General features: G+C 65.3%; 25 protein-coding genes. 24 read left to right on the top strand and 1 reads right to left on the bottom strand.

Annotation, left to right across the window (positions count from 1 at the left end; all coding sequences use genetic code 11):
* The first annotated feature begins 4 nt into the window (after positions 1-4).
* The 17 genes from ruvX (at position 5) to FYJ92_RS10215 (ending at position 16,011) form a co-directional block, all read left to right on the top strand.
* Positions 5-616 carry a Holliday junction resolvase RuvX gene (ruvX, locus tag FYJ92_RS10295; RefSeq protein ID WP_185260659.1) on the top strand — a complete coding sequence of 204 codons (612 nt, stop codon included), beginning with the start codon at positions 5-7 and terminating at the stop codon, positions 614-616.
* Positions 600-2,240 carry an endolytic transglycosylase MltG gene (gene mltG / locus FYJ92_RS10290; RefSeq protein WP_185260658.1) on the top strand — a complete coding sequence of 547 codons (1,641 nt, stop codon included), beginning with the start codon at positions 600-602 and terminating at the stop codon, positions 2,238-2,240. The genes ruvX and mltG overlap by 17 nt, the downstream gene beginning before the upstream one ends.
* Complete coding sequence (locus FYJ92_RS10285) at positions 2,237-3,097, top strand: shikimate dehydrogenase (protein WP_185260657.1); 861 nt, start codon at positions 2,237-2,239, stop codon at positions 3,095-3,097. Before mltG ends, FYJ92_RS10285 begins: the two co-directional genes overlap by 4 nt.
* A gap of 26 nt (positions 3,098-3,123) precedes the next feature.
* Positions 3,124-4,323 carry a chorismate synthase gene (gene aroC / locus FYJ92_RS10280; protein WP_185260656.1) on the top strand — a complete coding sequence of 400 codons (1,200 nt, stop codon included), beginning with the start codon at positions 3,124-3,126 and terminating at the stop codon, positions 4,321-4,323.
* 59 nt (positions 4,324-4,382) lie between these two features.
* Positions 4,383-4,892 (top strand): shikimate kinase, encoded by a 510-nt coding sequence (locus tag FYJ92_RS10275; RefSeq protein WP_227008214.1) that lies wholly within the window; start codon positions 4,383-4,385, stop codon positions 4,890-4,892.
* A complete protein-coding gene (gene aroB / locus FYJ92_RS10270; protein ID WP_185260654.1) occupies positions 4,889-5,980 on the top strand; it encodes a 3-dehydroquinate synthase in 1,092 nt (363 codons plus the stop codon). Before FYJ92_RS10275 ends, aroB begins: the two co-directional genes overlap by 4 nt.
* Positions 5,980-6,498: a tetratricopeptide repeat protein gene (locus FYJ92_RS10265; protein WP_185260653.1), complete on the top strand. Its 519-nt coding sequence runs from the start codon at positions 5,980-5,982 to the stop codon at positions 6,496-6,498. Before aroB ends, FYJ92_RS10265 begins: the two co-directional genes overlap by 1 nt.
* A 179-nt stretch (positions 6,499-6,677) precedes the next feature.
* Positions 6,678-7,241: an elongation factor P gene (efp, locus tag FYJ92_RS10260; RefSeq protein WP_056340266.1), complete on the top strand. Its 564-nt coding sequence runs from the start codon at positions 6,678-6,680 to the stop codon at positions 7,239-7,241.
* Positions 7,241-7,651 (top strand): transcription antitermination factor NusB, encoded by a 411-nt coding sequence (gene nusB, locus FYJ92_RS10255; RefSeq protein WP_185260652.1) that lies wholly within the window; start codon positions 7,241-7,243, stop codon positions 7,649-7,651. Before efp ends, nusB begins: the two co-directional genes overlap by 1 nt.
* Positions 7,652-7,776: 125 nt before the next feature.
* On the top strand, positions 7,777-8,511 hold the full coding sequence (locus FYJ92_RS10250) for a GntR family transcriptional regulator (RefSeq protein ID WP_185260651.1): 735 nt from the start codon (positions 7,777-7,779) through the stop codon (positions 8,509-8,511).
* 100 nt (positions 8,512-8,611) lie between these two features.
* The gene (locus FYJ92_RS10245) at positions 8,612-9,613 is read left to right on the top strand and encodes a sugar phosphate isomerase/epimerase (RefSeq protein ID WP_185260650.1); all 1,002 of its coding nucleotides are present in this window, start codon (positions 8,612-8,614) and stop codon (positions 9,611-9,613) included.
* An 8-nt stretch (positions 9,614-9,621) separates the two neighbouring features.
* The gene (locus FYJ92_RS10240) at positions 9,622-11,406 is read left to right on the top strand and encodes a dihydroxyacetone kinase family protein (protein WP_185260649.1); all 1,785 of its coding nucleotides are present in this window, start codon (positions 9,622-9,624) and stop codon (positions 11,404-11,406) included.
* Positions 11,403-11,885, top strand: a complete 483-nt coding sequence (locus tag FYJ92_RS10235) for a ribose-5-phosphate isomerase (RefSeq protein ID WP_185260648.1) — start codon at positions 11,403-11,405, stop codon at positions 11,883-11,885. Before FYJ92_RS10240 ends, FYJ92_RS10235 begins: the two co-directional genes overlap by 4 nt.
* A gap of 2 nt (positions 11,886-11,887) precedes the next feature.
* Complete coding sequence (locus FYJ92_RS10230) at positions 11,888-12,856, top strand: 3-hydroxyacyl-CoA dehydrogenase family protein (RefSeq protein WP_185260647.1); 969 nt, start codon at positions 11,888-11,890, stop codon at positions 12,854-12,856.
* A gap of 11 nt (positions 12,857-12,867) precedes the next feature.
* Positions 12,868-13,632 carry an SDR family NAD(P)-dependent oxidoreductase gene (locus FYJ92_RS10225; protein ID WP_185260646.1) on the top strand — a complete coding sequence of 255 codons (765 nt, stop codon included), beginning with the start codon at positions 12,868-12,870 and terminating at the stop codon, positions 13,630-13,632.
* Between the two features lie 156 nt (positions 13,633-13,788).
* Positions 13,789-15,147, top strand: a complete 1,359-nt coding sequence (locus tag FYJ92_RS10220) for an MFS transporter (RefSeq protein ID WP_185260645.1) — start codon at positions 13,789-13,791, stop codon at positions 15,145-15,147.
* A 9-nt stretch (positions 15,148-15,156) separates the two neighbouring features.
* Entirely contained in the window at positions 15,157-16,011 is an 855-nt protein-coding gene (locus FYJ92_RS10215) for a triose-phosphate isomerase family protein (RefSeq protein WP_185260644.1), read from the top strand.
* 16 nt (positions 16,012-16,027) lie between these two features.
* Here the strand turns inward: FYJ92_RS10215 and FYJ92_RS10210 are convergent, their stop codons facing one another.
* Positions 16,028-17,290, bottom strand: coding sequence for a PrsW family intramembrane metalloprotease (locus FYJ92_RS10210; protein ID WP_185260643.1), 1,263 nt, complete (start codon positions 17,288-17,290; stop codon positions 16,028-16,030).
* Between the two features lie 100 nt (positions 17,291-17,390).
* Here FYJ92_RS10210 and pyrR point away from each other — a divergent pair, with 100 nt between their 5' ends.
* The 7 genes from pyrR to pyrF are packed head-to-tail and all read left to right on the top strand — an operon-like array spanning position 17,391 to position 26,379.
* Positions 17,391-17,978, top strand: a complete 588-nt coding sequence (gene pyrR, locus FYJ92_RS10205; RefSeq protein WP_056340241.1) for a bifunctional pyr operon transcriptional regulator/uracil phosphoribosyltransferase PyrR — start codon at positions 17,391-17,393, stop codon at positions 17,976-17,978.
* Entirely contained in the window at positions 17,975-19,033 is a 1,059-nt protein-coding gene (locus FYJ92_RS10200; RefSeq protein ID WP_185260642.1) for an aspartate carbamoyltransferase catalytic subunit, read from the top strand. The genes pyrR and FYJ92_RS10200 overlap by 4 nt, the downstream gene beginning before the upstream one ends.
* Entirely contained in the window at positions 19,033-20,385 is a 1,353-nt protein-coding gene (locus FYJ92_RS10195; RefSeq protein WP_185260641.1) for a dihydroorotase, read from the top strand. Before FYJ92_RS10200 ends, FYJ92_RS10195 begins: the two co-directional genes overlap by 1 nt.
* On the top strand, positions 20,385-20,915 hold the full coding sequence (locus FYJ92_RS10190; protein ID WP_185260640.1) for a hypothetical protein: 531 nt from the start codon (positions 20,385-20,387) through the stop codon (positions 20,913-20,915). Before FYJ92_RS10195 ends, FYJ92_RS10190 begins: the two co-directional genes overlap by 1 nt.
* Positions 20,896-22,170 carry a glutamine-hydrolyzing carbamoyl-phosphate synthase small subunit gene (gene carA / locus FYJ92_RS10185; protein WP_370526258.1) on the top strand — a complete coding sequence of 425 codons (1,275 nt, stop codon included), beginning with the start codon at positions 20,896-20,898 and terminating at the stop codon, positions 22,168-22,170. The genes FYJ92_RS10190 and carA overlap by 20 nt, the downstream gene beginning before the upstream one ends.
* Positions 22,170-25,514 (top strand): carbamoyl-phosphate synthase large subunit, encoded by a 3,345-nt coding sequence (gene carB, locus FYJ92_RS10180; protein ID WP_185260638.1) that lies wholly within the window; start codon positions 22,170-22,172, stop codon positions 25,512-25,514. The genes carA and carB overlap by 1 nt, the downstream gene beginning before the upstream one ends.
* The gene (gene pyrF, locus FYJ92_RS10175; protein ID WP_185260637.1) at positions 25,507-26,379 is read left to right on the top strand and encodes an orotidine-5'-phosphate decarboxylase; all 873 of its coding nucleotides are present in this window, start codon (positions 25,507-25,509) and stop codon (positions 26,377-26,379) included. The genes carB and pyrF overlap by 8 nt, the downstream gene beginning before the upstream one ends.
* Positions 26,380-26,471: the final 92 nt, after the last annotated feature.

Genomic DNA, 26,471 nt, shown 5'->3' with positions numbered 1-26,471 from the left:
AGCTGTGACAGAATCCGTTGGCGCCGCCGTCTATCCGCAGGGCATTAAACTGGGGGTAGACGTCGGCACCGTGCGCGTGGGTGTCGCCATCTGCGACCGGGACGAAATCCTCGCCACCCCCCACAAGACCCTGGACCGCAACGTCAAGAGGAATTCCGACGTGCGTGTCATCGTGTCGCTCGCTGCGGAGCTCGGCGCCGTCCAGGTCTTCGTCGGGCTGCCACGCACCATGAAGGGCGAGGAACACGCCTCTGCCAGGATGGCCACCGTCTACGCCGAACTGCTGGTTGCGGAGTTCGTTGCCCGCGAAATGGATGTTTCCGTCAACCTGGTGGACGAGCGCCTGAGCAGTGTTACGGCGCACCGTAACCTGCACGAAGCTGGCATGAGCAGCCGGAACCACCGTAAAGTGGTGGATCAGGTCGCGGCGGCAGGCATCCTCCAGCACGCCATCGACATGCAGAAAGCCAGGGGAACGGACGTTGGCAGCCGCGTGACTGCGCCGCCCCGTACTCGGCCATCCGGAGCAGGTTCGGCGGTTCAGCCCGAACATGCGGCCCCTGAAGGCACGACCCGATCCCAGAACACGGAAGGCTACAGTGAGCCCGTCCAATAACGACGACGCCTCAGGCGCCACGAGCAACGATGGCGCCAGGCCGCTGACCCGAAAAGAGCTCCGCGCCCTGGAGAAGCACACGGGAAGCAGCGATGTGGTTCCCGAACAGGCCTACGAAACGGGGCAGGATGCGCCTGCACCTGCCACGGCTCCCGGTCCCGAAGCTGCACCCGCTCCTGAGCCTGCCCCCGAGCCCCAGCCGGAACCGGTCCACGCACCCGAACCGGTCCATGCGCCCGAGACTGAGCTGCAGCCGATTATTCCCACAGCTCCGGATGTGCCGCCCTCCATCCAGGACGCCGGACCCATCGCAGACCACCATCCGGATGACGCCCCGGATCAGGATTACCACCCTGAAGACCAGCACTTTCATGAAGCCCACGACGCCGGGCACCACAACCCTGGCGAAGCGCTCCATGACGCCGGACACCAGTATCCGGACGGGCAACACCATGATGCAGGCCACCTTGATGATCACCTTGTGGATGACCACTATCCAGATGATGATCATGCCGACTCCGGCCTGTTCGCCGGCGCAGCCGCGGGTTCCGTAGTGGCAAAGCCCTCCAAGAAGGTGCGCCGCCGGCGCCGCCTCCTGGCACTGTTCCTGACTCTCGTGGTCTTCGTGGCAGCGATCGCCGTGGGCGCGCAGTTCCTGAAGCCCCTGCTGGGAAACGATAAGGCAGCCGACTACCCCGGCCCCGGTACAGGCGAAGTCATAGTTTCGGTCCAGCCAGGTGAAGGTACGCGCTCCGTGGCCACCAAACTGGAAAACGGAAAAGTCGTGGCCAACGCTGACACTTTCCTGCAGGCATTTGCTTCCTCCGGCGGAACCCTGTCGCCCGGGGACTACACGTTCAAGATGGAAATGAAGAACTCCGACGCCGTCAGCCTCCTGCTCGGCACCGACAAGAGCAAGGTCATCTACTTCGCCTTGAGTGCCGGTCTCAGGGTCGGGGAGTCGCTTCAGGCCATCTCCGAGGGCTCCGGTGTGTCGCTGCAGCAACTGAAGGAGTTCAGCAACGCTCCCGCACAGTTTGGGCTCCCAGCCAACGCCAAAAACCTTGAGGGTTTCCTCGCCCCGGGGGAGTACCGCTTCCCGCTTGGCACACCGGCCAAGGAAATCCTCCAATCGCTGGTGAAAGTAACCACGGACGAACTTGTGGCACAGGGCATCACTGATCCGGGGAAGCAGTATGAAGCTGTGATCGTGGCCAGCATTGTCCAGGCCGAAGGCGGACAGGCTGAGTACGGCGACGTTGCCGGGGCCATCTACAACCGCCTCAAGCCGAATGACCAGACCTCCGGATATTTGCAGGTGGATTCTGCTGTGACGTACGGGCTGGGCACCAAGAGCTTCAACTTCACCGATGAAGAGCGCCAGGACAAATCCAACGTGTACAACACATACGCCAACCCGGGCCTGCCGCCGGGGCCCATCGGCTCCCCGGGCAGGACCGCCATCGATGCGGCGGCGAAGCCCAAAACGAACGACTACCTGTACTGGGTAACCATCAACCTGGACACGAAGGAGACTAGGTTCTCCAAGACGCTCGACGAACACAATATCTACGTCAACCAGTACAACACCTGGTGCCAGGCCAACGTGGGCCGCTGCGCATGAGTCTCCGGGCCGCCGTCCTGGGCCATCCGATCAGCCACTCCAAGTCCCCGGCCCTGCACCTTGCGGCCTACGGCAAACTCGGGATGGACATCGGCTACACGGCCCTGGACCTGACCGAGCAGTCGCTGCCGGCGTTTATGGAACAGATCAGGACGCAGCAGGGCTGGCGTGGACTGTCCGTGACCATGCCCCTGAAATCAGGCATGTTTGCCGAAGTGGACGAAGTCCGCGGCGTGGCACAGACACTGGGCGTGGTCAACACCGTCGCCTTCGAGGAAAACCTCGGCTCCGTCAGGCGCATCGGCTACAACACCGACGTGGCCGGCATCGTCAACGCTGTCCTTAACGCCGGGGTGGCAGCCAGCCCCGCTGCCGTGGTCCTGGGCGGAGGCGGTACCGCCGCAGCCGCAGTGGCCGCGCTCAAGGACCTGGGCACGCAGCACGCGCAGGTGTTCGTCCGGGATACCTCCCGGGCAGGGGAAGCACGCGCCGCCGCGGCCGGAGTGGGTCTTTCCATCGTCGTCCGGCCGCTGACCGAAGCCGCCGTTCCGACCGCAAGTGCCGACGTCGTAATCTCCACGCTCCCGCCGCGCGCAGCGGACGGGCTGGCGGCGGAAATCGCCGCCTTGGGAACCGGAACACCCGGGGTTCTCCTGGACGTGGCCTATGATCCGTGGCCCAGCCAGATTGCGTCGGCGTGGCAGTCCGGCGGGGGTGCGGTGGTGCCCGGACTCGAGATGTTGATGTACCAGGCGGTGGAACAGGTACGCCTGTTCACCGGCCGCGGTGATGACGTGAATGCAGCTGTCATAGATGTGATGTGTGACGCAGTCGGCCTTCCCCGACGGGCGTTCTGACCGCCATACGTGGCAGGATGGAAATTATGTTGCGTTGGTTGACTGCCGGTGAATCCCATGGACCGGCCCTGATGGGAATTATTGAAGGCGTCCCCGCCGGTGTTGAACTCACCAGCGGGCAGATCGCCGACTCACTGGCTCGCCGCCGCCTAGGTTACGGCCGGGGCGCACGAATGAAGTTCGAGCAGGACGTCGTCACCATTCTCGGCGGCGTCCGCCATGGCCTGACCCAGGGCGGTCCGGTGGCCGTCCAGGTAGCCAACACCGAATGGCCCAAGTGGGAGCAGATCATGGCTGCCGATCCGGTGGATCCGGAAATCCTGGCGGACCAGGCCCGCAACGCGCCCCTGACCCGGCCCCGTCCGGGACACGCAGATTTCACGGGCATGCAGAAGTACGGGTTCTCCGAAGCCCGACCAGTCCTGGAGCGCGCCAGCGCCCGGGAGACCGCCACCCGTGTTGCCATGGGCACGGTCGCGTCCCAGTTCCTTAAGGCGCTCGGCATCGAACTGGTCAGTCATACAGTCTCGATCGCCAGCGTGACGGTGCCCGAGGGCCGCCCGCTGCCCGTTCCCGCGAACGTGATCGCACTCGACGCTGATCCCTTGCGCTGCTTTGACCGCGAGACGTCCAACGCCATGGTGGCCGAGGTTGACGCCGCACACAAAGAAGGCGAAACCCTGGGCGGCGTAGTGGAAGTCCTCGCGTATGGGCTGCCGCCGGGACTGGGCAGCTACGTTCACTGGGACCGGAGGCTCGACTCCCGGCTCGCCGCCGCCCTGATGGGCATCCAGGCCATCAAGGGCGTGGAAGTCGGCGACGGCTTCCTGACAGCTGCGCGCCGCGGTTCCGCAGCCCACGACGAAATCGTCAAGGACGCGGACGGCAAGATCATCCGTACCAGCAACCGGGCAGGTGGCATTGAAGGTGGCATGAGCATCGGCGACGTCCTGCGCGTGCGTGCAGCAATGAAGCCCATCGCCACGGTGCCCCGCGCCCTCCGCACGGTCGACGTCAGCACGGGCGAGCCTGCAAAGGCGCACCACCAGCGCTCGGACGTCTGTGCCGTGCCAGCCGCCGGTGTTGTAGCTGAGGCGATGGTGGCGCTGGTGCTGGCCGAAGCCGTCACCGAAAAGTTTGGCGGTGACTCCGTGGCGGAGACCGCCCGCAACATCAAGGGTTACCTGGACAACATTCCGGCATCCCTGGACTCGATCGGCCACTAGTGCCCGGGAGCCGTAAGGCCGGTGTGCCTGGCAACCGGCCCATTGTCCTCATCGGACCCATGGCGGTGGGAAAGTCCGCGATCGGCCACGAGCTGGCCAAGCTGCTGGACGTGCCGTTTGTCGATACTGACAATCTGATCGTGGACGCCCATGGCAGTATCGCCTCCATTTTTGCAGGCCGCGGCGAGCACGCGTTCCGGGAGATTGAGGCCCGGACCGTGGCCAGCGCTGTGGAACATGCAGAAGGCTCAGCCAGCGTGATTTCGCTGGGTGGCGGTGCAGTGCTGGATTCCGGCACGCAGCAGCTCCTGGGGCGCTGCACAGTGGTGTACCTCGAATGTGATGAGGAAACTGTGGCCGTCCGCATTGCCCGGAACTCGGGCCGGCCGCTGCTCGCCGGCGATGCCATGGCCCGATGGTCCGCACTCTTTCTTACCAGGAAACCCGTTTACGAACGGCTGGCCGACCTCGTGGTGGATGTCCGCCATGGCTCGGTCAGCGAGCTGGGACACCGGCTCGAAGTTGCGCTGCGTGACTACGCGGCCGCCAAACAGGAAGTTGAAAATTGAGCGTTGATTCAACAGTCATCAAGGTCACCGGCGAATCCGCCGGGCAGAATTACGACGTCGTAGTTGGCCGCGGTCTGCTGGGGAACCTTCCGGCGTTGCTGGGGGAGCGGGTCCGGCGTGTGCTGGTCATCCATCCCCGTGCTCTGCGGCTCACGGGTGACACTGTCCGCGACGAACTCGCTGCAGCTGGTTTCACCTCGCTGACGGCGGAAATCCCGGACGCCGAGGAGGGCAAGCACGTCCAGGTTGCTGCTTTCTGTTGGCAGGTCCTGGGCCAAAACGACTTCACGCGCTCCGACGCCATCGTGGCAGTGGGCGGTGGGGCGGTCACCGACCTGGCGGGTTTTGTGGCGGCTACCTGGCTCCGCGGCGTCAAGGTCATCCACATGCCCACCAGCCTGCTGGGCATGGTGGATGCTTCCGTGGGTGGCAAGACCGGCATCAACACCGCAGAGGGCAAGAACCTCGTGGGCTCCTTCCACCCGCCGGCCGGCGTGCTGGTGGACCTGGACACGCTGAACACGTTGCCCAGGAACGAAATCATTTCCGGTATGGCTGAAGTCATTAAATGCGGCTTCATCGCAGATCCGACCATCCTTGACCTGATCGAAAAGGACCCCGCGGCGGCCACCGACCCCGGCTCGGACGCCCTGCGGGAACTCATTGAACGCGCCATTGCGGTCAAGGCCAAAGTCGTCTCGGAAGACCTCAAGGAATCCGGGCTGCGCGAAATCCTGAACTACGGCCACACGCTGGCCCACGCCATTGAACTCGTGGAGCGGTACTCCTGGCGCCACGGCGCGGCAGTATCGGTGGGCATGATGTTCGCCGCTGAACTTGCCCGCAGCGTCGGCCGGCTCAGCGACGCCGACGCCGATCGCCACCGCAGCATCCTGGAAACCCTGGGCCTCCCCGTCACGTACCGCCGCGACCGCTGGCAGGGACTGCTGGACGGCATGCGGCGGGACAAGAAATCACGCGGGGACCTCCTGCGCTTTGTGGTTCTGGACGGGATCGCCAAGCCGGGCATCCTGGATGTCCCGGACACATCCCTGCTCTTCGCGGCCTACCAGGAAATCGCGTCCTGATGCAGGGCAACGTGGAGGGCACCAGCGACTGGCCCGAGGCTGGCTTCCCCGGAATCAGGATCAGCCCGGAGTCCCTGCTGCCGGAGATCGTCAACGAGGATGCCTGCCGCGAGGCCCTGGCGGCATCCACGGACCCGTCGGACCAGATCTTCGTCCTGATCGTGGAGGGACATGCGGCGGAGGCGGCCGAGCTGCTTGCGGAGGCCCGCTTCAAAGACCCAGAGTCCTTCCGCCTTCGCACGTTCGAAGCCGAGGTGCTGCGCGTCACTCACCGCACGGACCGCGCCCTTGACCTGTTCCGCCAGCTGCTCGCGGAGTTCCACGGAACTGACCGTGAAGCCGCGGTCCTGCAACATCTGGGCAAGACCCAGTACGCCGCCGGACACACGTCCGCAGCGGTGGAAGCCTTTTCCCGTGCACTGGATCTTCGGGTCGCGCAATCGGCTGATGCGGCACAGATTTACTCGTCCACCGTGGCGCTTCAGCGGGCGCGCGATGTGCTGGATCTTGCCTGCTGAGAGACCTGTCACGTTCCGGGGGCAGGTGGCCGGGAAAGACCGGACACGAGCCGCCCTGGTTTTACCGGTAGAATGGTTCTTGGATTTTTGATAAACACGCGCTGGCGGGCCGTTCGGCATGCCTGGCCGGCATAGAACGTCTGACAACTGACCAGACAGATAGAAACCAGAGGATACCAGTGGCAACCACTAACGACATCAAGAACGGAACGGTCCTTAAGCTCGAGGGCCAGCTCTGGAACATCATCGAATTCCAGCACGTCAAGCCCGGCAAAGGTGGCGCGTTTGTGCGGACCAAGATGCGGAACGTGATGTCCGGCAAAGTTGTAGACAAGACGTTCAACGCCGGCCTTAAGATCGAGACCGCCACGGTTGACCGCCGCGACTACCAGTACCTGTACCAGGACGGCGCCGACTTCGTGTTTATGGACACCTCGGACTTCGACCAGCTCACGGTCTCCGGCGCCACTGTTGGCGACGCCACGAACTTCATGCTGGAGAACCAGATGGTGAACATCGCCATCCACGAAGGCAACCCGCTGTACATTGAGCTTCCGCCCAGCGTTGTCCTGGAAATCACGTACACCGAGCCTGGCCTGCAGGGCGACCGCTCGTCCGCCGGCACCAAGCCCGCAACGCTGGAAACGGGCTACGAGATCCAGGTTCCGCTGTTCGTCGAGAACAACACCAAGGTCAAGGTCGATACTCGCGACGGCAGCTACCTTGGCCGGGTCAGCGAGTAGTGAGCGCACGCGGTAAGGCCCGTAACAGGGCGCTGGACGTTCTCTTCGAAGCTGAGCAGCGCTCGGTTTCCGCTTTTGATGTACTCAGGTCCCGGCGCGAACTGACGGACCAGATCGTGAACCCGTACACCCTGGAAATCGTGGAGGGCGTCGTCTCACAGCAGAGCGCCATCGACGAATTTCTCGAGACCTATTCCCAGGGTTGGACGTTGGAACGTATGCCTTCGGTGGACCGCATTATCCTGCGGATCGGCACCTGGGAACTGTTGTACAACGATGACGTTCCCGACGGCGTCGCCGTCAGTGAGGCAGTGGCGCTGTCCAAGACGCTCTCAACGGATGAATCGCCGTCGTTCATTAACGGCCTCCTCGGCCGGTTGCAACAGCTGAAGCCCTCCCTGCTCGCCTGAGCTGCTTCGGCCCGGGCCACGAGTCCGTGCACAGCGTCATAAAGAGCCCCGACCAGGTCCGCCTGGCCGGGGCTCTTGGCGTCCCGGAAGCGATCGATGGCCGACGCTTCCTATAGGATCTGAATATGCAAAAAGCGTCCAAAGGCCCCCGCGCCGGCAGCAGGCCAGATGACCAGACCGGCCCCCGCAGGACTGGCCGGGCGGTGAGCCGCGAGGTGCTGGCGGACCACGTTTATGCGGAGCTCCTGGCCTCCCTTATGGATGGCCGGCTGACGCCCGGTGCCGTGGTCAGCATTGACGGGACGGCCCGCGAGTTGGACGTTTCGCCCACCCCGGTCCGCGAGGCCCTGGCGCGGCTTGAGCACACCGGGATGGTCCGGAGGGTGGCGCTGAAAGGCTACCGCGTGGCTCCCGTTTTCACCCGGGAGGATTTTGCAGAGCTGATGGAGGCCCGGCTGGCAATCGAGCCTGTCAACGCCCGACTGGCCTGTGAACGCATCAACCAGCGTGGCCTCGCCGAGCTCGAACAGGCCGTCGAGGACTTGAAATCCGCACCGCGGGGGCCTTCGTTTGCCGACTTCAAGGACTACCTCGAAGCGGACGAGCGGTTCCACCAGCTGATTGCACAGCAGACCGGAAACCAGTTTATGGAGGCCGCATACTCGGCCCTCGGGGGACAGGTCCAACGGTTCCGCCTTTTCGGCGGCGTGGGCATTACGGATGCCGAGCACGCCATCGCGGAACACCAGGCAGTCCTGGACGCCGTTACCGCCGGGGACCCGGACAAGGCGGCGGCAGCCATGGCGGACCATGTCCGCAGGGTCCGTTCCCGGGCCATTGCCGACGCCCCGGAAGGCTAATCCCGGCCCAATGTAGGTAGCGGCAGGGGGATGTGATCTTGACAACTTCTTTTTGATAGTAGATCCTATAGGAAAGAGGATTACGAAGGAGTGAAGCATCGTGGCTTACACAGCTGAGAATTGGCCCATCACCGCAGCACTGCTGCAGTTTCCGGGAACAGACGCCAAGGGCACGCAGAACAACGACGCTGACGCGGCCAGCTGGGCGGAAGTCCTGACTGAGGTCAAGGAAGCCGGGTTTGGCAACGCCGACCTGACGGACAGCTGGGTCCGTCCCGGCGATCTGAGCAAGGAGCGGCTCGCCGAGTTCAAGCAGACCGCCGAGAATGTGGGCATCGGGATCCCGGTCATTTCCGCCATCCGCCGCAGCGTGATCCACGGGACAGAATGGGCAGACAATCTCGCCTACAGCCATCGGACCATCGACGCCGCCGCCGAACTCGGCTGCGAAGTGGTCTCCTTCGGACTGCACCAGGCCATTACCCCGGAGCAGCAGAAGCAGCTGTGGTTCTGGACCGTTGAGGGCCATAAGGACCCGGTAGGGGACAAGGAAGTGTGGGGCAAAGCAGTCTCCCGCATCCGTGAACTGGGCAAGCACGCAGCAGACGCCGGCGTCCTGCTGTCCCTGGAGATGTACGAGGACACCTACCTCGGCACGGCGGACTCCTCCGTGCAGCTGGTGCAGGACATCGGCCTGGCCAATGTTGGGCTCAACCCGGACCTCGGCAACCTGATCCGGCTGCACCGGCCCATCGAGGACTGGCGCGAAATGGTAGCCAAGACCGTGCCGTACGCCAACTACTGGCACATGAAGAACTACATCCGGGATGAGGATGTGGCGCGCGACAGCTACATCACCATGCCCGCCCCGATGGAGAGCGGCCTCATCAACTACCGCGAAGCCTTCAAGGTTGCACTCGCCGCCGGCTACCAAGGCATCATCTGTGCCGAGCACTACGGTGGAGACGGCCTCAGCGTCACGGCCCGCAACCAGGAATACCTCCGCCGGCATGTCCTGCCAAAGAAGGACGGCTACGCCCTGGGCCAGAGCCAGGTGTCCCAGGGACGGCAACAGCCCGCCGCGGAACTCGCAGGAGTGTAGGTACAGCCATGACCCGGATCTTCGACAATCCCGCTAATTTTGCAGATGAGGCCCTGGACGGCTTTGTCGCTGCCAACCGCGGCTACGTTGCCCGCGTCAACGGCGGTGTAGTCCGCTCGACTGAGGTGCCCGCCGGCCAGGTCGCACTCGTCGTCGGCGGCGGCTCCGGACACTACCCGGCCTTCGCCGGGCTGGTAGGGCCGGGGCTGGCAACCGCCTCCGCCTGCGGAAACATGTTCGCTTCACCGGCCGCCGGGCAGATCTACCGCGTGGCCAAAGAGGCAAACGCCGACGGGGGAGTGCTGCTGAGCTATGGAAACTACGCGGGCGACGTCCTTCACTTCGGCCAGGCGCAGCTGCGCTTGAATGCCGAGGGCATCGAAACCCGCACCGTGGTGGTCACCGACGACATCGCCAGTGCACCGGCGGACCAGCTCGGGAAGCGCCGCGGGATCGCCGGAGACCTCACAGTGTTCAAGATTGCCGGTGCCGCGGCCGAGGCAGGCCTGAGCCTGGACGAGGTGGAACGGCTCGCCCTCAAGGCCAATGACCGCACACGCTCCCTGGGCGTGGCGTTCGACGGCTGCACCCTGCCGGGCGCCGGCGAACCGCTCTTCCACGTGCCAGCCGGCCAGATGTCCCTGGGCCTGGGCATCCACGGGGAACCGGGCATCTCGGAACACCCGATGCCCACCGCCTCGGAACTCGCCGAACTGCTGGTGTCCCGGCTCCTCGCGGACACCCCGGGTCACCGGGGGAGCCGCGTGGTGGCCATCGTCAACGGTCTCGGTACCGTCAAGTACGACGAACTATTCCTCCTGTTCGGCAAGATCGACAAACTCCTCGTCAACGCCGGGCTGACCGTGGTTGAACCGGAGTGCGGCGAGTTGGTCACGAGCCTGGACATGTCCGGGCTTTCCCTCACCCTGCTTTGGCTGGATGAGGAACTCGAACACTACTGGGCCGCCCCCGCAGATTCACCGGCCTACCGCAAGGGCAACCTGGCAACGCGCGCCCGCCGCGAGATAACCGGACCGGAGGCCGCCGTGGCCAGCTCTTCGGAGGAAACGACGGCGGCGGCAGCTGACCTGGGCCGTAAGTCGGCCGCCGTCCTCGCGCAGGTTCGGGACGTCGTCGTCGAACACGAAGAGGAACTGGGCAACCTGGACGCCATAGCTGGCGACGGCGACCACGGCATCGGCATGCGCCGGGGCGTGGAGGCGGCTGTCGACGCCGCCGCGCAGGCCGCAGCGGCCGGTGCGTCGGCGGGGTGGGTACTTGAAGCGGCCGGGGAAGCCTGGAGCGAACGGGCCGGCGGAACCTCAGGCGCACTGTGGGGATCTGCGGTCATCGCATCCGGACTGGCACTGGGCAACCGGGAAACCTACGGCGACGACGACGCGGCCGCCACCGTGACCGCGTTTGTGGGCGCCATTACGGAGCTCGGCAAGGCCGAGCCGGGCGACAAGACCATGGTGGACGCGCTCCTGCCGTTCAGGGATGCCTTCCTCCGGGCGTTCGACGGCGGCACCTCCCTGGCAGGGGCCCTCGCCGTTGGCGCCTCCGCTGCCCGGGCGGCGGCCGCGAAAACAGCGGAACTGCGCCCGCTGAAGGGCCGCGCCCGTCCGCTGGCCGAAAAAAGCCTGGGGCACCCCGACCCCGGCGCGGTCTCCTTTGGACTGATCGCCGAACGGATTGCCGCATACATCCACACCGGGCTTGCCGAGCCCCGCTCCACAGGGCTGGCACATTCTGAACTGGCCTCCGCGGCCGGAAAAGGAGCAACGACATGAACAGCCACGCAGGTTGGCGCATCGTCATCGGCAACGATGAGGCCGGCGTCGAATACAAGGACGCCCTGAAGGCGCTGCTCACGGCAGACAGCCGTGTCGCTTCGGTACTGGACATCGGTGTTGGGGCCAACGATGCCACCGCTTACCCGCACGTCGCGGTCAAGGCCGCCCGAAAGGTGGCCGACGGGGAAGCGGACCGCGCACTCCTGATCTGTGGAACGGGATTGGGTGTGGCCATCGCGGCCAACAAGGTCCCCGGAATCCGGGCGGTGACGGCTCACGACGGCTATTCCGTGGAGCGCTCTGTCCTCAGCAACAACGCCCAGGTCCTCACTCTTGGCCAGCGGGTCATCGGCCTGGAGCTCGCCAAGAAGCTTGTGGCCGAGTGGCTCGAGTACCGCTTTGATGAAAACTCCGCGTCCGCCGGCAAGGTTGACGCCATCTGCTCCTATGAGCCCGAATACACGAAGGCAGTCTGATCATGACCACAACTTCCAACAGCTCACGCAAGATCGCCGTCGTCGGATCAGGCTACATGGGCGGCGGTATCGCCCAGGTCCTGGCACTGGGCGGTGCCCGCGTTGCCTTGGCTGATGTCTCCGCCGAGGTGGCGCAGAACAACTATGAGCGGCTGCTGTCCGAATCGGACCAGTTCGTGGCCGACGGACTGTTCCCCGCCGGTTCCACGGAAATCCTGAAGCAGAATCTGTGGGCGGCCAAGGACATCGAGGAAGCTGTGGCGGATGCCGACTTCATCGAGGAAGCCGTGCCCGAAGTCATCGCCATCAAGCACCAGACGCTGGCACGGATCAGTGCCGCTGCCAGGGCCGATGCCATCATCGGCTCCAACACGTCAACGATCTCCATCGCGGAGCTGTCCGGGCCGGTCGCCCACCCGGGGCGGTTCCTGGGCGTGCACTTCTCGAACCCGTCCCCTTTTATCCCTGGCGTGGAGATCATCCCGCATGCAGGCACTTCGGCTGCCACCATCGGTGCCGTCCGTGATCTGGTCCATGCCGCCAACAAGCAGACCGCGGTGGTCAAGGACGTCACCGGGTTCGTCCTGAACCGCCTGCAGTACGCCCTCTTCCACGAGGCCGCACAGCTCGTGGAGCAGGGAATCGCCACCGCCGAGGACGTGGACACCCTGGTCCGCACCACCTTCGGCTTCCGCCTGCCGTTCTTCGGTCCCTTTGCCATCGCAGACATGGCCGGCCTGGACGTCTACAACTTCTGCTACAAGTCCCTGCAGACCGAATTCCCTGAACGCTTCGCCACGCCCAAGATCCTGAGTGACCTGGTGGAGGCAGGCAAACTCGGCACCAAGTCCGGCGCGGGCTTCCTCAACGTCCCAGCCGAACGCACGCCGGAACTCATCGCCTACCGCAACAGGGCCTACGTGGCCATGCAGAAGCTCATCGACGAGCTCGGACCGGCCCCCATCAACTAAGGAGCATTTCCATGACTTTCCCCACCGAACGCACCGCCATCATCACCGGGGCCGTCTCCGAGCGCGGTATCGGCCGCGCCACGGCCGGCTACCTTGCCGCCCAGGGCTGGAACATCGGCATCATCGACCTGGATGACGCCCAGTCCCAGGCCACCGCCAAGGAAATCGCCACCCAATACGGCGTGAAAACCCACGGCGTCGGTGCCAACATCGGCGACGAAGCCTCAGTCCGTGCAGCCGTCGACTCGATCGAAGCACAGTTGCCGCAGGTCGTCGCACTGGCCAACGTGGCCGGTGTCAGCTCACCTGTTCCGTACCTTGAACTGGACGCCGCGGAATGGGACCGCGTCATGAGCATCAACCTCAACGGAGTCCATTACGCCACCCGCCGCGTCGCCGAATCCATGGCGAAGAACCGGATTGGACGCATCGTGAACATCTCATCCGTCTCCGCGCAGCGTGGCGGCGGCACTTTCTCCAAGACGCCGTACTCCGCGGCGAAGGCAGGGGTCATCGGCCTGACCCGTGCCACCGCCCGCGAACTGGGGGAGTACGACATCACGGTCAACGCGATTTCCCCCGGCCCCATCGACACGGACATCATGGGCGGCACCCTCAGCCAGGAACGCAAGGACGAACTCACCAAGGACCTCGTGGTCAACCGCGTCGGTTCCACCCGCGACATCGCAGCAGCCATCGCCTTCCTCATCAGCGAGGACGCCGGATACATCTCCGGCCAGACGCTGAACGTGGATGGCGGGCTCTACATGCACTAGGAAGGACCACCATGGGCCCCTGGACCAAGGAACGCCGAATCTACCTGGCCGTGGGCGTGTTCGCCTGCCTGGTCGGCGCAATACTCATCGCATTCCCGCTCTAATCGCTCCACCTTCCCCTGATTTGCTCACCTGCTTACTCAACGAGGAGTTTGAATGACTGTCACCACTGGAACAAACGCCACCAAGGAGTTACTGGATTCGCCAGTCCTCAAATCGGCGATCTCCAAAGCATCCTTCCGGCTGATGCCGATGCTCGTCATCCTGTACGTCGTGGCATTCCTGGACCGCACCAACGTGGGCTTCGCCGAGGCAGCGCTGGAAGTGGACAGGAGCATCACCGCCGGCGCATATGCCCTCGGCGCCGGTATCTTCTTCATCGGCTACGCATTGTTCGAGATCCCTTCCAACCTGCTGCTGACCAAGTTCGGTGCCAAGATGTGGCTGGCCCGCATCGCCATCACGTGGGGCATCGTCTCCGCCTGCTTCGCTTTCGTCCAGGGCGAGACGTCCTTCATCATCCTGCGCTTCCTGCTTGGCGTCACTGAGGCCGGCCTGTTCCCGGGCGTCATCATGTTCCTGGCCGCCTGGTTCCCCAACAAGGTCCGCGTCAGGATGTTCGCCATCTTCTACCTGGCCCAGCCGTTCTCCCAGATGATGGGCGCCCCGCTGTCCGGGTGGCTCATCAACATCGGCGACCAGGTTCCCGGCGTTGCCGGTTGGCAGGTCATGTTCTTCATTGAAGGGATGCTGGCGGTACTCGCCGGTATTGCCGCCTACTTCTTCCTCATCAACTCCCCGCAGGACGCGAAATTCCTGGCCAAGGACGAGAAGAAGGCTCTTCTGGACGTTATGGCCCTCGAAGACGGGGTCAAGGAAAAGGACGGCCCCCGCGGTGTCCTCGCCGCCATGAAGAACCGCAAGGTCTGGTACTTCACCGCCATCTACTTCTGCCTCCAGATCGCCGTGTACGGCGTGACGTTCTACCTGCCGCAGCAGGTGGCGCAGCTCACCGGGCAGAAGGTGGGCATCGAAGTGGGCCTGCTGGCGGCCATCCCATGGTTCTTCGGCATCTTCGCGTGCTACTTCATCGGCAAAGCGGCCAACACCATCGTCCGCCGCCGCGTTTGGGGCACAGGCCTCTTTATCTCCACCGGCCTGTGCATCTTCGGCTCGGCGTGGGCGGGCTCCAACCACCTCCCGGTGCTGGGCATCATCTTCATCACCCTCGCGGTGTGCAGTTTCCTCTCGATCGGTCCCATCGCCTGGTCGTACCCGACGGCGTTCCTCACCGGAACGGCGGCCGCAGCGGGCATCGGCCTGATCAACTCGCTGGGTAACCTGGGCGGCTTCGTGGCCCCCATCCTGCGGACCACGGTCAACCAGGCCACCGCGTCGGACACCGGCACCATGGGCGTGTACGCCCTGGGTGTGCTTCCGTTCGTGGCGGCCATCATGATGTACGCCACGAAGAGGTTCCGCAACAAGGCGGACGATCTGCTCGACAACAAGTGACCGGACACCATGACTGAACGCAGCAGCGCCGACCAAGGCGGCATCCCGGAGATCCGCTACGTCGGCGTCAGCACCAAAATGTATATGGGCTACCGGGACTGCCTGGACTGGTTGGACCGCATACTGCACGAAGTGGACTCCCGTCCGGCCCTTGCGGCCGGGCGGGTAGTCCCGTTTGTGATCCCATCGTTCCCGGTGATTCCGGCCGCCGGCAGCGTCCTCGCAGGATCACCGCTGCTGCTGGGCGCCCAGAACTGCGGCTGGGCGGACGGGCCGTGGACGGGTGAGGTGTCGCCGTCACAACTGGCGGAGCTGGGGGTAGCCATCGTGGAGATCGGCCACGCCGAACGGCGGCGGCATTTCGGCGAGGACAGCGCCATGATCGCCCGGAAGGTCAGGGCAGCCGACGACGCCGGCATCACCCCGCTGCTGTGCGTGGGTGAGGACACACGCCATGGAACAACCGGGAACGTAACCGATCAGGCGGCTGCGTTTCTCCATCAGCAGATCAGCGACGCCGTCGGCGGTGACTGGGCCCTGGCGACCCGTCTGGTGATTGCCTACGAACCGGTCTGGGCCATTGGCGAAGCCGAGCCCGCCGGCGCAGGCTATGTCGCCGCCGTCGTGCGTTCACTCCGAACGCTGCTGGCTGCCCATTCGCACGAGGCAGGCAGCGCATTGGGGGAGCTGCCGGTCATGTATGGCGGGTCGGCCAAGCCAGGGCTGCTGCCCGCGCTCGACGGCGTCTCCGGACTTTTCCTGGGCCGGTTCGCCCACGATGCAGCGAACTTCGGCAAAGTCCTCGATGAGGCACTGTCCATGACCGCACTGTCGAAGGCACACCAGGGGACGTGGCCGGCCTAACCGCGTTGCGCCAGGGTCAGCCGGCGACGGCGCCGCGCAGGGCCAGAATCCGTTGCAGCTGCTGCTGTTCCTCCAGCTGGTGAAGCCGGACATCGCGGCCACTGAGGATACGCTGCCTGGTGAAGGCGAGCCGGGTGGCGGAGTGCAGGAAGGCCTTCATCTGTGGACGGCGGTTGTAGCCGGCGGCCCGCTGCAGCGCGGTACGCCTGCCGCGTGGTGTGGCCAACAGTTCCACCTCGGCGGGGCTGAACCATCCGGCCGCTGAATATTCCATCAGCCGTTGGCGCGTCAGCCGGTTCTCGGCCACACGGAGCAGGATGATCCCCACAACGGCCAGCACAAAGATGGGCACCTGGATCAGGATGTACTCCGCCAGGAACCCCGTGCCCATGCTGTTCCACCGGTTGTGCAGCAGCATGGCCGGGATCAGTCCGATGGCAAAGGCCAGCACGGAGGCTCCCGAGTGCCAGCGGCGGGCGGCGAAACCCATGATGAGCCCGGTGGTTCCGGTGAAGATGGCATGCGCGAACGGGGACATCACCCCACGGAGCAGGAAGACCTGGGCCAGGTCCGTTCCGGGGTTGGCGGATTCGGCGATGGCCCGGCCAAAGTAAAGGATGTTTTCGGTGAACGCGAAGCCGCCGGCGATGGTGAAGGCGAACACCACACCGTCCACCGGCCCGTCGAAGTGTTTGCGCGCCAGCAGCAGGATCAGGAGCAGGCCCAGTGACTTGGCGAACTCCTCCAAAACGGGCGCCTGGACGGTGGCCATAAACGTCCGGAAGTCCGCCACGTCGCTGAACTGGAAGGTCAGGGCAAAGAACGGCTGGATCAGCAGTGTGACGGCGATGGACACGGCCGCGCCCCAGGTAAACGCGAAGAGCAGGAGCCGCTTGGGTTCAGGTTCCCACCGGTCGATCAGGTAGACAGCCAGGAGCACTGCGGACAGCGGAATCAGTGACAGCACAAGCCCCACCATGAATCCGCCCACGCCGGTGTTGGCGAGAAGGAAGGGCACCACCAGGAACAGGCTGAGAAAGACGAGGGCGGCGCCCCCCACAGTCAGTGCCAGGAGGCCGGTGGACCGCCTGCCCGCCAGACCTGCCGGCGGAGGCCCCAGGGGCGGCAGGGGAGCTGCGTTGGCTCCGGGCGCCGGGCGGTAGTATTCCGGTTCCACCCGGCCCATCCAACTGGGGTTGGCCTGGCTGGGGAAGGGATCCCGTGTGCCAGCCGGCCCGCCGGCCTGGCCGGAACCCGGCTGATGAGGGTGCATGGACATATTGGAAGCCTATGATGCCCCTGCCGATGTGGTAATTTTGAAACGCAAATGATCCTTTTTTAATTCCGTCCCGTGAGGCGGGGAAAGGGGAGACGAGAGTTTGACTTCTGTCACAAACGCACCGGTTCCAGCCAGGGTTGTCCTCAACCAGGCGGACATTGACCGTGCACTCACTCGAATCGCCCATGAGATCCTTGAGGCCAACAAAGGGTCGAAGGACCTGGTCCTGCTGGGCATCCCGCGCCGCGGTTACCCGCTGGCCGTCCGCCTTGCACACAAGATTGCCGCCGCCGATCCCACCGTGGACGCCACCGCCATTGTCGGTCAGCTGGACGTCACCATGTTCCGCGATGACCTCTCCCACCAGCCCACCAGGCCGCCGTACCCCACCCAGCTCCCGCGGACGGGAATCGATAACAAGGTTGTGGTGCTCATCGATGATGTCCTGTACTCCGGCCGCACCATCCGTGCCGCCCTTGACGCCATCATCGATCTTGGCCGTCCCCGGATCGTCCGGCTCGCTGTACTGATTGACCGCGGGCACCGTGAGCTGCCCATCAGGGCGGACCACGTGGGCAAGAACCTGCCCACGTCGTCCGCCGAGAAAGTCCGGGTCCGCCTTGAGGAAACCGACACCGCCGCCGACGGCTCCGTAGTCAACGAAGTGGTTATCGAGGGTGGCGCGTGAAACACCTCCTCTCCACTGAAGACCTCAGCCTGGCCAACGCCATCCGTATCCTCGACACCGCAGAAGAAATGGCTGCCGTCGGGGACCGCGAAGTCAAGAAGCTCCCGGCCCTCCGCGGCCGCACCGTGGTGAACCTCTTCTTCGAAGACTCAACCCGCACGCGGATCTCCTTCGAAGCGGCCGCCAAGAGGCTGTCCGCCGACGTCATCAACTTCGCCGCGAAGGGCTCCTCAGTCTCCAAGGGCGAATCACTCAAGGACACAGCCCAGACGCTGGCAGCCATGGGCGCGGACGCCGTCGTGATCCGGCACTGGGCCTCGGGCGCGCCGCACCGTCTCGCCGCGACCGACTGGATCGACGCCGCCGTCATCAATGCCGGCGACGGCACCCACGAACACCCCACGCAGGCCCTCCTGGACGCCTTCACCATGCGCCGGCACTGGTCAAAACTGGCGGGCTCCTCGTCCATCGGGGCAGACCTCAAAGGCATGCGCGTAGCCATCGCCGGGGATGTCCTGCACTCCCGCGTGGCCCGCTCCAACGTTTGGCTGCTCCGCACCCTCGGCGCCGACGTCACCCTCGTGGCACCACCCACCCTGCTGCCCATCGGCGTCGAACACTGGCCGTGCAAGGTCAGCTACAACATGGATGACACCCTGGCGCAGGGTGTGGACGCCGTGATGATGCTGCGTGTGCAGGGCGAGCGGATGAATGCCTCGTTCTTCCCCTCCACCCGCGAATACTCGCGCCGCTGGGGCTTTGACGACAACCGGCTCCGGGCCCTGGACAGCCTGGGACTGAAGGACACCATCATCATGCATCCCGGACCCATGAACCGTGGCCTGGAGATTTCTTCCGCTGCCGCCGACTCGCCCCGCTCCACTGTGCTTGCACAGGTGCGCAACGGCGTCTCGGTCCGGATGGCCACCCTCTATCTGCTGCTCTCCGGGGATACCCGCGAACCAGCCGTCACAGCTGGCGCAGCCCACACCAATGCAGCCCACACCAATGCAGCGCGTTCAAACGCCGCCCATTCCACCAAGGAGAGCAACTGATGGCAGAGAACAACGGAACTTACCTGATCCGCGGTGCATCGATCCTGGGCGCCGGGGCCGAGGACCTACTCATCAGTGACGGCGTCATCGCCGCCCGGGGCGCAGCCGCTGGCACGCACAAGGACGCAAACGGTGCCACCGTCATCGAAGCCGCCGGCCTGGTGGCACTGCCCGGCATGGTGGACGTGCACACACACCTGCGCGAACCCGGCCGCGAAGATGCCGAAACCGTAGAGACCGGCACCCGCGCCGCCGCCCTGGGCGGCTTCACAGCGGTCCATGCCATGGCCAACAGCAACCCGGTGGCAGATACCGCCGGTGTGGTGGAACAGGTCCACAGCCTGGGCCGCGCGGCCGGCTGGGTGGACGTCCGTCCCGTCGGCGCCGTGACCGTCGGCCTGGCCGGCGAGCAGCTAGCCGAACTCGGCGCCATGGCAGATTCCCGCGCCCAGGTCCGCATGTTCTCCGACGACGGCATCTGCGTCCACGACCCCGTGCTGATGCGCCGCGCTCTGGAGTATGTCAAAGCGTTCGACGGCGTGGTGGCCCAGCACGCGCAGGAACCCCGCCTTACCGCCGGAGCCCAGATGAACGAGGGCGCCGTCTCCGCCGTCCTGGGACTCACCGGCTGGCCGGCGGTGGCCGAGGAGAGCATCATCGCCCGTGACGTCCTGCTGGCGCAGCACGTGGACTCACGTCTGCACGTCTGCCACGTCTCCACCGCCGGCTCCGTGGAGATCATCCGCTGGGCCAAGGAACGCGGAATCAACGTCACCGCCGAAGTCACCCCGCACCACCTCCTACTCACCGACGACCTGGTCCGCAGCTACAACCCTGTGTACAAGGTCAACCCGCCGCTGCGGACGGATGCTGATGTGCAGGCACTGCGCGCCGGCCTGGCGGACGGCACCATTGACGTGGTGGGCACCGACCACGCCCCGCACCCGAGCGAGCACAAGGAATGCGAGTGGGCGCAGGCCGCGATGGGCATGACCGGGCTGGAAACCGCCCTGTCCGTGGTCCAGCACACCATGATCGAAACCGGCCTCATGACCTGGGCCGATTTCGCCCGCGTGACCTCCACCGCAGCGGCGCAGATCGGCCGGATGACGGACCAGGGCCGCCCATTGGACGCCGGCGAACCCGCCAACATTGTTTTGGTGGACCCGGCTGCCCGTTGGACCGTTGACCCAGCCAAGATGGCAACCATGGGCCGCAACTCCCCGTTCGCCGGCCTGGAGCTGCCGGGCAAGGTAGTGGCCACCTTCTACAAGGGCCACCCCACCGTCCTGGACGGCAAGCTCAACACGCCGTACTGCGAATCGGCGGCGTCCGCGGCAGGCGCCTCCTGATGGACACCAAACTACTCACCGGCCTCATCACAACGGTGCTCATCGCCGTCGTCCTGCTGATGATCTGGGCAGGCTGGCGTAACCGACTCAGGCGGCAGGCCGACGTCGGCCGGTTGCCCGACGTGCCAGAGGCGCCGGGCGTGCCGCTCGCCGGGGCCGACGGCCAGTACGTTGCGTCCACCACCGCTGGAGACTGGCTGGACCGGATCGCGGTGCACAGGCTTGGCATCCGGACCAATGCTGTGCTCAGCGTGTACCCGCACGGCGTCCTCTTCGACAGAACCGGTGCCCCGGCGCTCTACATCCCGGCAGGAAGCCTCACCGCCATCCGGCAGGAAAGCGGAATGGCCGGCAAGTTCGTGGAAAAGGACGGCCTCCTGGTCCTCACCTGGGACCTCGGAACGCACGAACTCGACACCGGCTTCCGGACCCGCCGGGCCGCCGACAAAGACGCCCTCTATGACTCCCTTCAGCAATTGATCGCCGCAGCCCCCCAGGAACATTCCCAGGATCCCCAGAGTGGAAAGTAAAACAGTGACAGAAACAGCTACAGCAAAAGCAGAGACTGCGGCACCAGCAGCCCTTTCCGCCACAGTTCCCACCCCGGCGGTATTCGTGCTGGAGGACGGCCGCATGTTCCGCGGCACCAGCTACGGCGCGCAGGGCACTGCCCTGGGCGAGGCTGTGTTTGCCACCGGCATGACCGGCTACCAGGAAACCATCACCGACCCCTCCTACGCCCGCCAGCTGGTGGTGCAGACCGCGCCGCACATCGGCAACACAGGCGTGAACAGCGAGGACGCCGAATCCCGGCGCATCTGGGTGGCCGGCTACATCGTCCGCGACGCCGCCCGCCGCCCCTCCAACTGGCGCTCCGAACGATCCCTGGACGAGGAACTCATCGAGCAGGGGATCGTGGGCATCCAGGGCGTGGACACCCGCGCCATCACCCGCCACCTGCGCGAGCACAAGACCATGCGCGCCGGCATCTTCTCGGGTGCGGCCGCGAAGGCTACGGACAAGGAACTCCTTGACGCGGTCCTGGCCAGCGCCCCGATGGAAGGCGCCCGCCTGGCCGAGGAAGTCAGCGTCAGCGAGGCTTACGTGGTGGACCCCCAGGACCACGGTTGGGACGGCGAGCCGCGCTTCAGCATTGCCGCGATAGACCTCGGCATCAAGGCCATGACCCCCATCCGCTTCGCCGAGCGCGGCGTCCGGGTGCATGTCCTGCCGGCAACCTCCACCCTCGCGGACGTCAAAGCCGTCAATCCGGACGGCTTTTTTATGTCCAACGGCCCGGGCGACCCCGCCACAGCCGACGTCCAGGTCAAGCTGCTCCGCTCCGTCCTGGACGAGAAGCTGCCGTACTTCGGCATCTGCTTCGGCAACCAGATCCTGGGCCGCGCACTGGGCTTCGGCACCTACAAGCTCCGCTACGGCCACCGCGGCATCAACCAGCCCGTCCTGGACCGCCGCACCGGCAAGGTGGAGATTACCTCGCAGAACCACGGCTTCGCCGTGGACGCACCGCTCGACGGCGCCACCCAGGCTCCCGAGAAGCGCTACGGCCGGGTCGAGGTCAGCCACATCAGCCTCAATGACGACGTCGTCGAAGGCCTCGCGTGCCTGGACATCCCCGCCTTCTCGGTGCAGTACCACCCGGAAGCCGCAGCCGGCCCGCACGACGCCGATTACCTGTTTGACCGTTTCATCGATCTGATGGCGGACACCAAGTCAGCCGGCACCAAGAACACCACCGATTCCAAGACTGAGGACAAGAAGTAATGCCCAAGAGAACTGACCTTAAGAGCGTCCTGGTCATCGGTTCCGGCCCGATCGTCATCGGCCAGGCCGCGGAGTTCGATTACTCCGGCACCCAGGCACTGCGTGTCCTCAAGGAGGAGGGCCTGCGGGTCATCCTGGTGAACTCGAACCCGGCCACCATCATGACGGACCCCGAGTTCGCCGATGCCACCTACATCGAGCCCATCACCCCCGAGGTGGTGGAGAAGATCATCGCCAAGGAACGCCCGGACGCCATCCTGCCCACCCTTGGCGGGCAGACTGCGCTGAACACGGCCATCGCGCTGGACAAGAACGGTGTGCTGGCAAAGTACAACGTAGAGCTCATCGGCGCGAACATCGCCGCCATCGAACTCGGCGAGGACCGCGAAAAGTTCAAGGGCGTGGTGGCACGCTGCGGCGCCGAATCGGCCCGCAGCCACATCATCCACTCCTTGGACGAGGCGTTCACAGCCGCCGAGGATCTCGGGTACCCCATGGTGGTCAGGCCCTCCTTCACCATGGGCGGCCTCGGCTCCGGCTTGGCCTACAACGAAAATGACCTCCGCCGCATCGTCGGCCAGGGCCTGCAGTACAGCCCCACCACCGAAGTGCTGCTCGAAGAAAGCATCCTCGGCTGGAAGGAATACGAGCTTGAGATGATGCGCGACAAAAACGACAACGTCGTGGTGGTCTGCTCCATCGAGAACTTCGATCCCGTGGGCGTGCACACCGGCGACTCCATCACCGTGGCACCGGCACTGACCCTGACCGACCGCGAATACCAGCGGCTGCGCGATATCTCCATTGCCGTCATCCGTGAGGTGGGCGTGGATACCGGCGGCTGCAACATCCAGTTCGCCATCGAGCCGGACACCGGCCGGGTTGTGGTCATCGAGATGAACCCGCGTGTGTCCCGCTCCTCCGCCCTGGCGTCCAAGGCAACGGGCTTCGCCATCGCCAAGATCGCCACCAAGCTCTCCCTCGGCTACACCCTGGACGAGATCCCGAACGACATCACGCAGAAGACCCCGGCGTCGTTCGAACCCACCCTGGACTACGTGGTGGTCAAGGTTCCGCGCTTCGCCTTCGAGAAGTTCCCGGCCGCTGACGACACCCTCACCACCACCATGAAGTCCGTGGGCGAAGCCATGGCCATGGGCCGCAACTTCACCGAAGCGCTGCAGAAGGCCCTCCGCTCCCTGGAGCAGAAGGGCTCGCAGTTGGACTTCACCTCCGTCCCCGAATGGGAAGTCCCGGAGCTGATCGAAAAGGCCAAGCGGCCTACCACGGAACGCCTGCACCAGGTCCAGCGCGCCCTGCTCGGCGGCGCCACCGTGGAACAGCTGTTCGAAGCCACCAAGATCGATCCCTGGTACCTGGACCAGCTCCAGCTGCTCAACGAGATCTCCCACGAGATTCGCAAAGCCGGATCCCTGACCGTGGAGATGCTCAAGCGCGCCAAGCGCCACGGCTTCTCGGACGAGCAGATCGGTTCCCTGACGCACAACTCCGAAGCCGTGGTCCGCGGTGTTCGGCAGGCCCTCGGGATCCGTCCGGTCTACAAGACCGTGGATACCTGCGCCGCCGAGTTCGCCGCCTACACCCCGTACCACTACTCGTCTTACGACGAGGAGGACGAGATTGCGCTGCACTCCAAGCCATCCATCCTGATCCTCGGCTCCGGCCCCAACCGCATCGGTCAAGGCATCGAATTCGATTACTCCTGCGTCCACGCCTCCATGGCGCTGCGCAAGGCCGGCTACGAGACCGTGATGGTCAACTGCAACCCTGAGACGGTATCCACCGACTACGATGTCTCCACCCGCCTGTACTTCGAGCCGCTGACCCTTGAGGACGTCCTCGAGGTCATCGCCGCTGAGGAACGCACCGGCGGCGTGATGGGCGTCTTTGTGCAGCTGGGTGGCCAGACTCCGCTGAAGCTGGCACAGCAGCTGGCCGACGCCGGTGTCCCCATCCTTGGCACATCCCCGGAAGCGATCGACCTTGCCGAGCACCGCGGCGAGTTCTCCCGCGTGCTCGACAACGCCGGGCTGATCGCCCCGAAGAACGGCACGGCGGTGTCCTTCGACGACGCCAAGAAGATCGCCGACGAGATCGGCTACCCCGTCCTGGTCCGCCCGTCCTACGTGCTCGGCGGCCGTGGCATGGAAATCGTCTATGACGAGCCGAACCTCTCCCGGTACATCGCCAACGCCACGGAAATCACCCCGGACCACCCGGTGCTGATCGACCGGTTCCTGGAGGACGCCGTCGAAATCGACGTGGATGCGCTCTTCGACGGCACCGACATGTACCTCGGCGGCATCATGGAACACATCGAGGAGGCCGGAATCCACTCTGGCGACTCCGCGTGTGTCCTGCCTCCCATCACCCTGGGCAACAACGTGATTGAACGTGTCCGCACAGCAACCCGCGCCATCGCCGAGGGTGTGGGCGTCCGCGGCTTGATCAACATCCAGTTCGCGCTGGCTTCAGATGTTCTCTACGTGCTCGAAGCGAACCCGCGTGCGTCGCGCACCGTGCCGTTCGTCTCCAAGGCCACTGGAGTCCAGATGGCCAAGGCCGCCGCGCTGATCGGCACTGGCGTGACCATCCACCAGCTCCGGACCGCCTACAAAATGCTGCCGGAAACCGGCGACGGCTCCACGCTGCCGCTCGACGCTCCCGTATCGGTCAAGGAAGCCGTGCTTCCGTTCAGCCGCTTCCGTACCCCCGAAGGCAAGGTTGTGGACTCGCTGCTCGGCCCGGAGATGCGCTCCACCGGCGAAGTCATGGGCATCGACAAGCACTTCGACACCGCCTTTGCCAAGAGCCAGGCAGCTGCGAACAACGCCCTGCCCACGGAAGGCAAGATCTTCGTCTCCGTGGCCAACCGGGACAAGCGTGCGGTCATCATGGCTGTGAAGCGCCTTTCGGACCTCGGCTTTGAGATCGTCTCCACTGGGGGCACCGCTGACGTCCTGCGCCGCAACGGCATCCAGGCCAGCACGGTCCGCAAGGTCGCCGAGGGCAGCAGCGCCGAAGGTGAGGGCACCATCGCAGACCTCGTCATCGCCGGCGAGATCGACATGGTCTTCAACACGCCCTCCGGCGGCGAAGCCCGCAGCGACGGCTACGCCCTGCGTGCCGCCGCGACCTCCATCGGCATCCCCTGCATCACCACGGTGGCCGAGTTCAACGCCGCGGTGCAGGCCATCGAAGCCATGCGCACCTACGAGTGGTCGGTGACCAGCCTGCAGGAGCACGCAGCAGCCCTGGTGGCGTCCCAGAAGGCAGCCGCGGAGAATGCGGCGGCCGAGTCTGCGGTTTCGCAGCATGCCTGAGGCCGGTTCCACCTCGGCAAGCCCGGCCGGCCGGGAGTCCTTCGGCTCCCGGCTCGGAGCGGCCATGGCGTCCCGCGGGCCGCTGTGCGTGGGCATTGACCCGCACCCGGCACTCCTGAAGGACTGGGGACTGGCCGACGACGCCGCAGGGCTGCGGCGGTTCTCGCTGACTGTCCTGGAGGCCGTCAGTTCCCTCGCTGCCGCGGTTAAGCCGCAGGTGGCGCTTTACGAGCGCCACGGCTCGGCCGGGATGGCAGTCCTTGAAGACGTCCTGGCCGCGGCAGCGCAGGCGCAGGTCCTCACCATTGCCGACGCCAAGCGGGGGGATATCGGCTCCACGATGGCTGCCTACGCGGACGCCTGGCTGCGGGACGGCTCGTCCCTGGCGGCTGACTCCGTGACCCTCAGCCCGTACCTGGGGTTTGAGTCGCTCCGCCCGGCCCTTGACCTGGCAGCGGACAACGGCCGCGGCATTTTTGTCCTGGCGCTGACCTCCAATCCGGAAGGGGCATCCGTGCAGCATGTGGGCGGAGCCGACTCCGTGGCCCGGCGGATCGTCGAGGCGGCAGCGGCAGAAAACAGCCGGTACGCCGGCAGCCTGGGGTCCGTTGGACTCGTCGTCGGCGCCACCGTTGGGTCGGCGCTGACTGACCTGCACCTGGACCTGCCGTCGGTCCGCGGACCGATCCTCGCCCCGGGACTGGGCGCGCAGGGGGCTACCCCTGCGGACCTGCGCCGGACGTTCGGGGCCGCGTACCCGCAGGTCCTGGGGACGTCCAGCCGGGATATCCTGGCTGCCGGTCCAGGGGTCCAGGGCCTCCGCAATGCTGCGTTGCGCACGCTTGTTGGACTCCTGGGCGAATAGGTGCCTAATGGCGGCATCCATTGATTCACCGCCCGCCAAGGGGTAGGTTTCAGGACAAGTCCAATGGCGGTCGCCTTGGACTCAGCCGATGA

Source organism: Pseudarthrobacter sp. NBSH8, from assembly GCF_014217545.1.
Classification (GTDB): Bacteria; Actinomycetota; Actinomycetes; order Actinomycetales; family Micrococcaceae; genus Arthrobacter.
The sequence above is the reverse complement of the archived record's forward strand: the minus strand, read 5'-3'. Positions and strand labels throughout refer to the sequence as shown.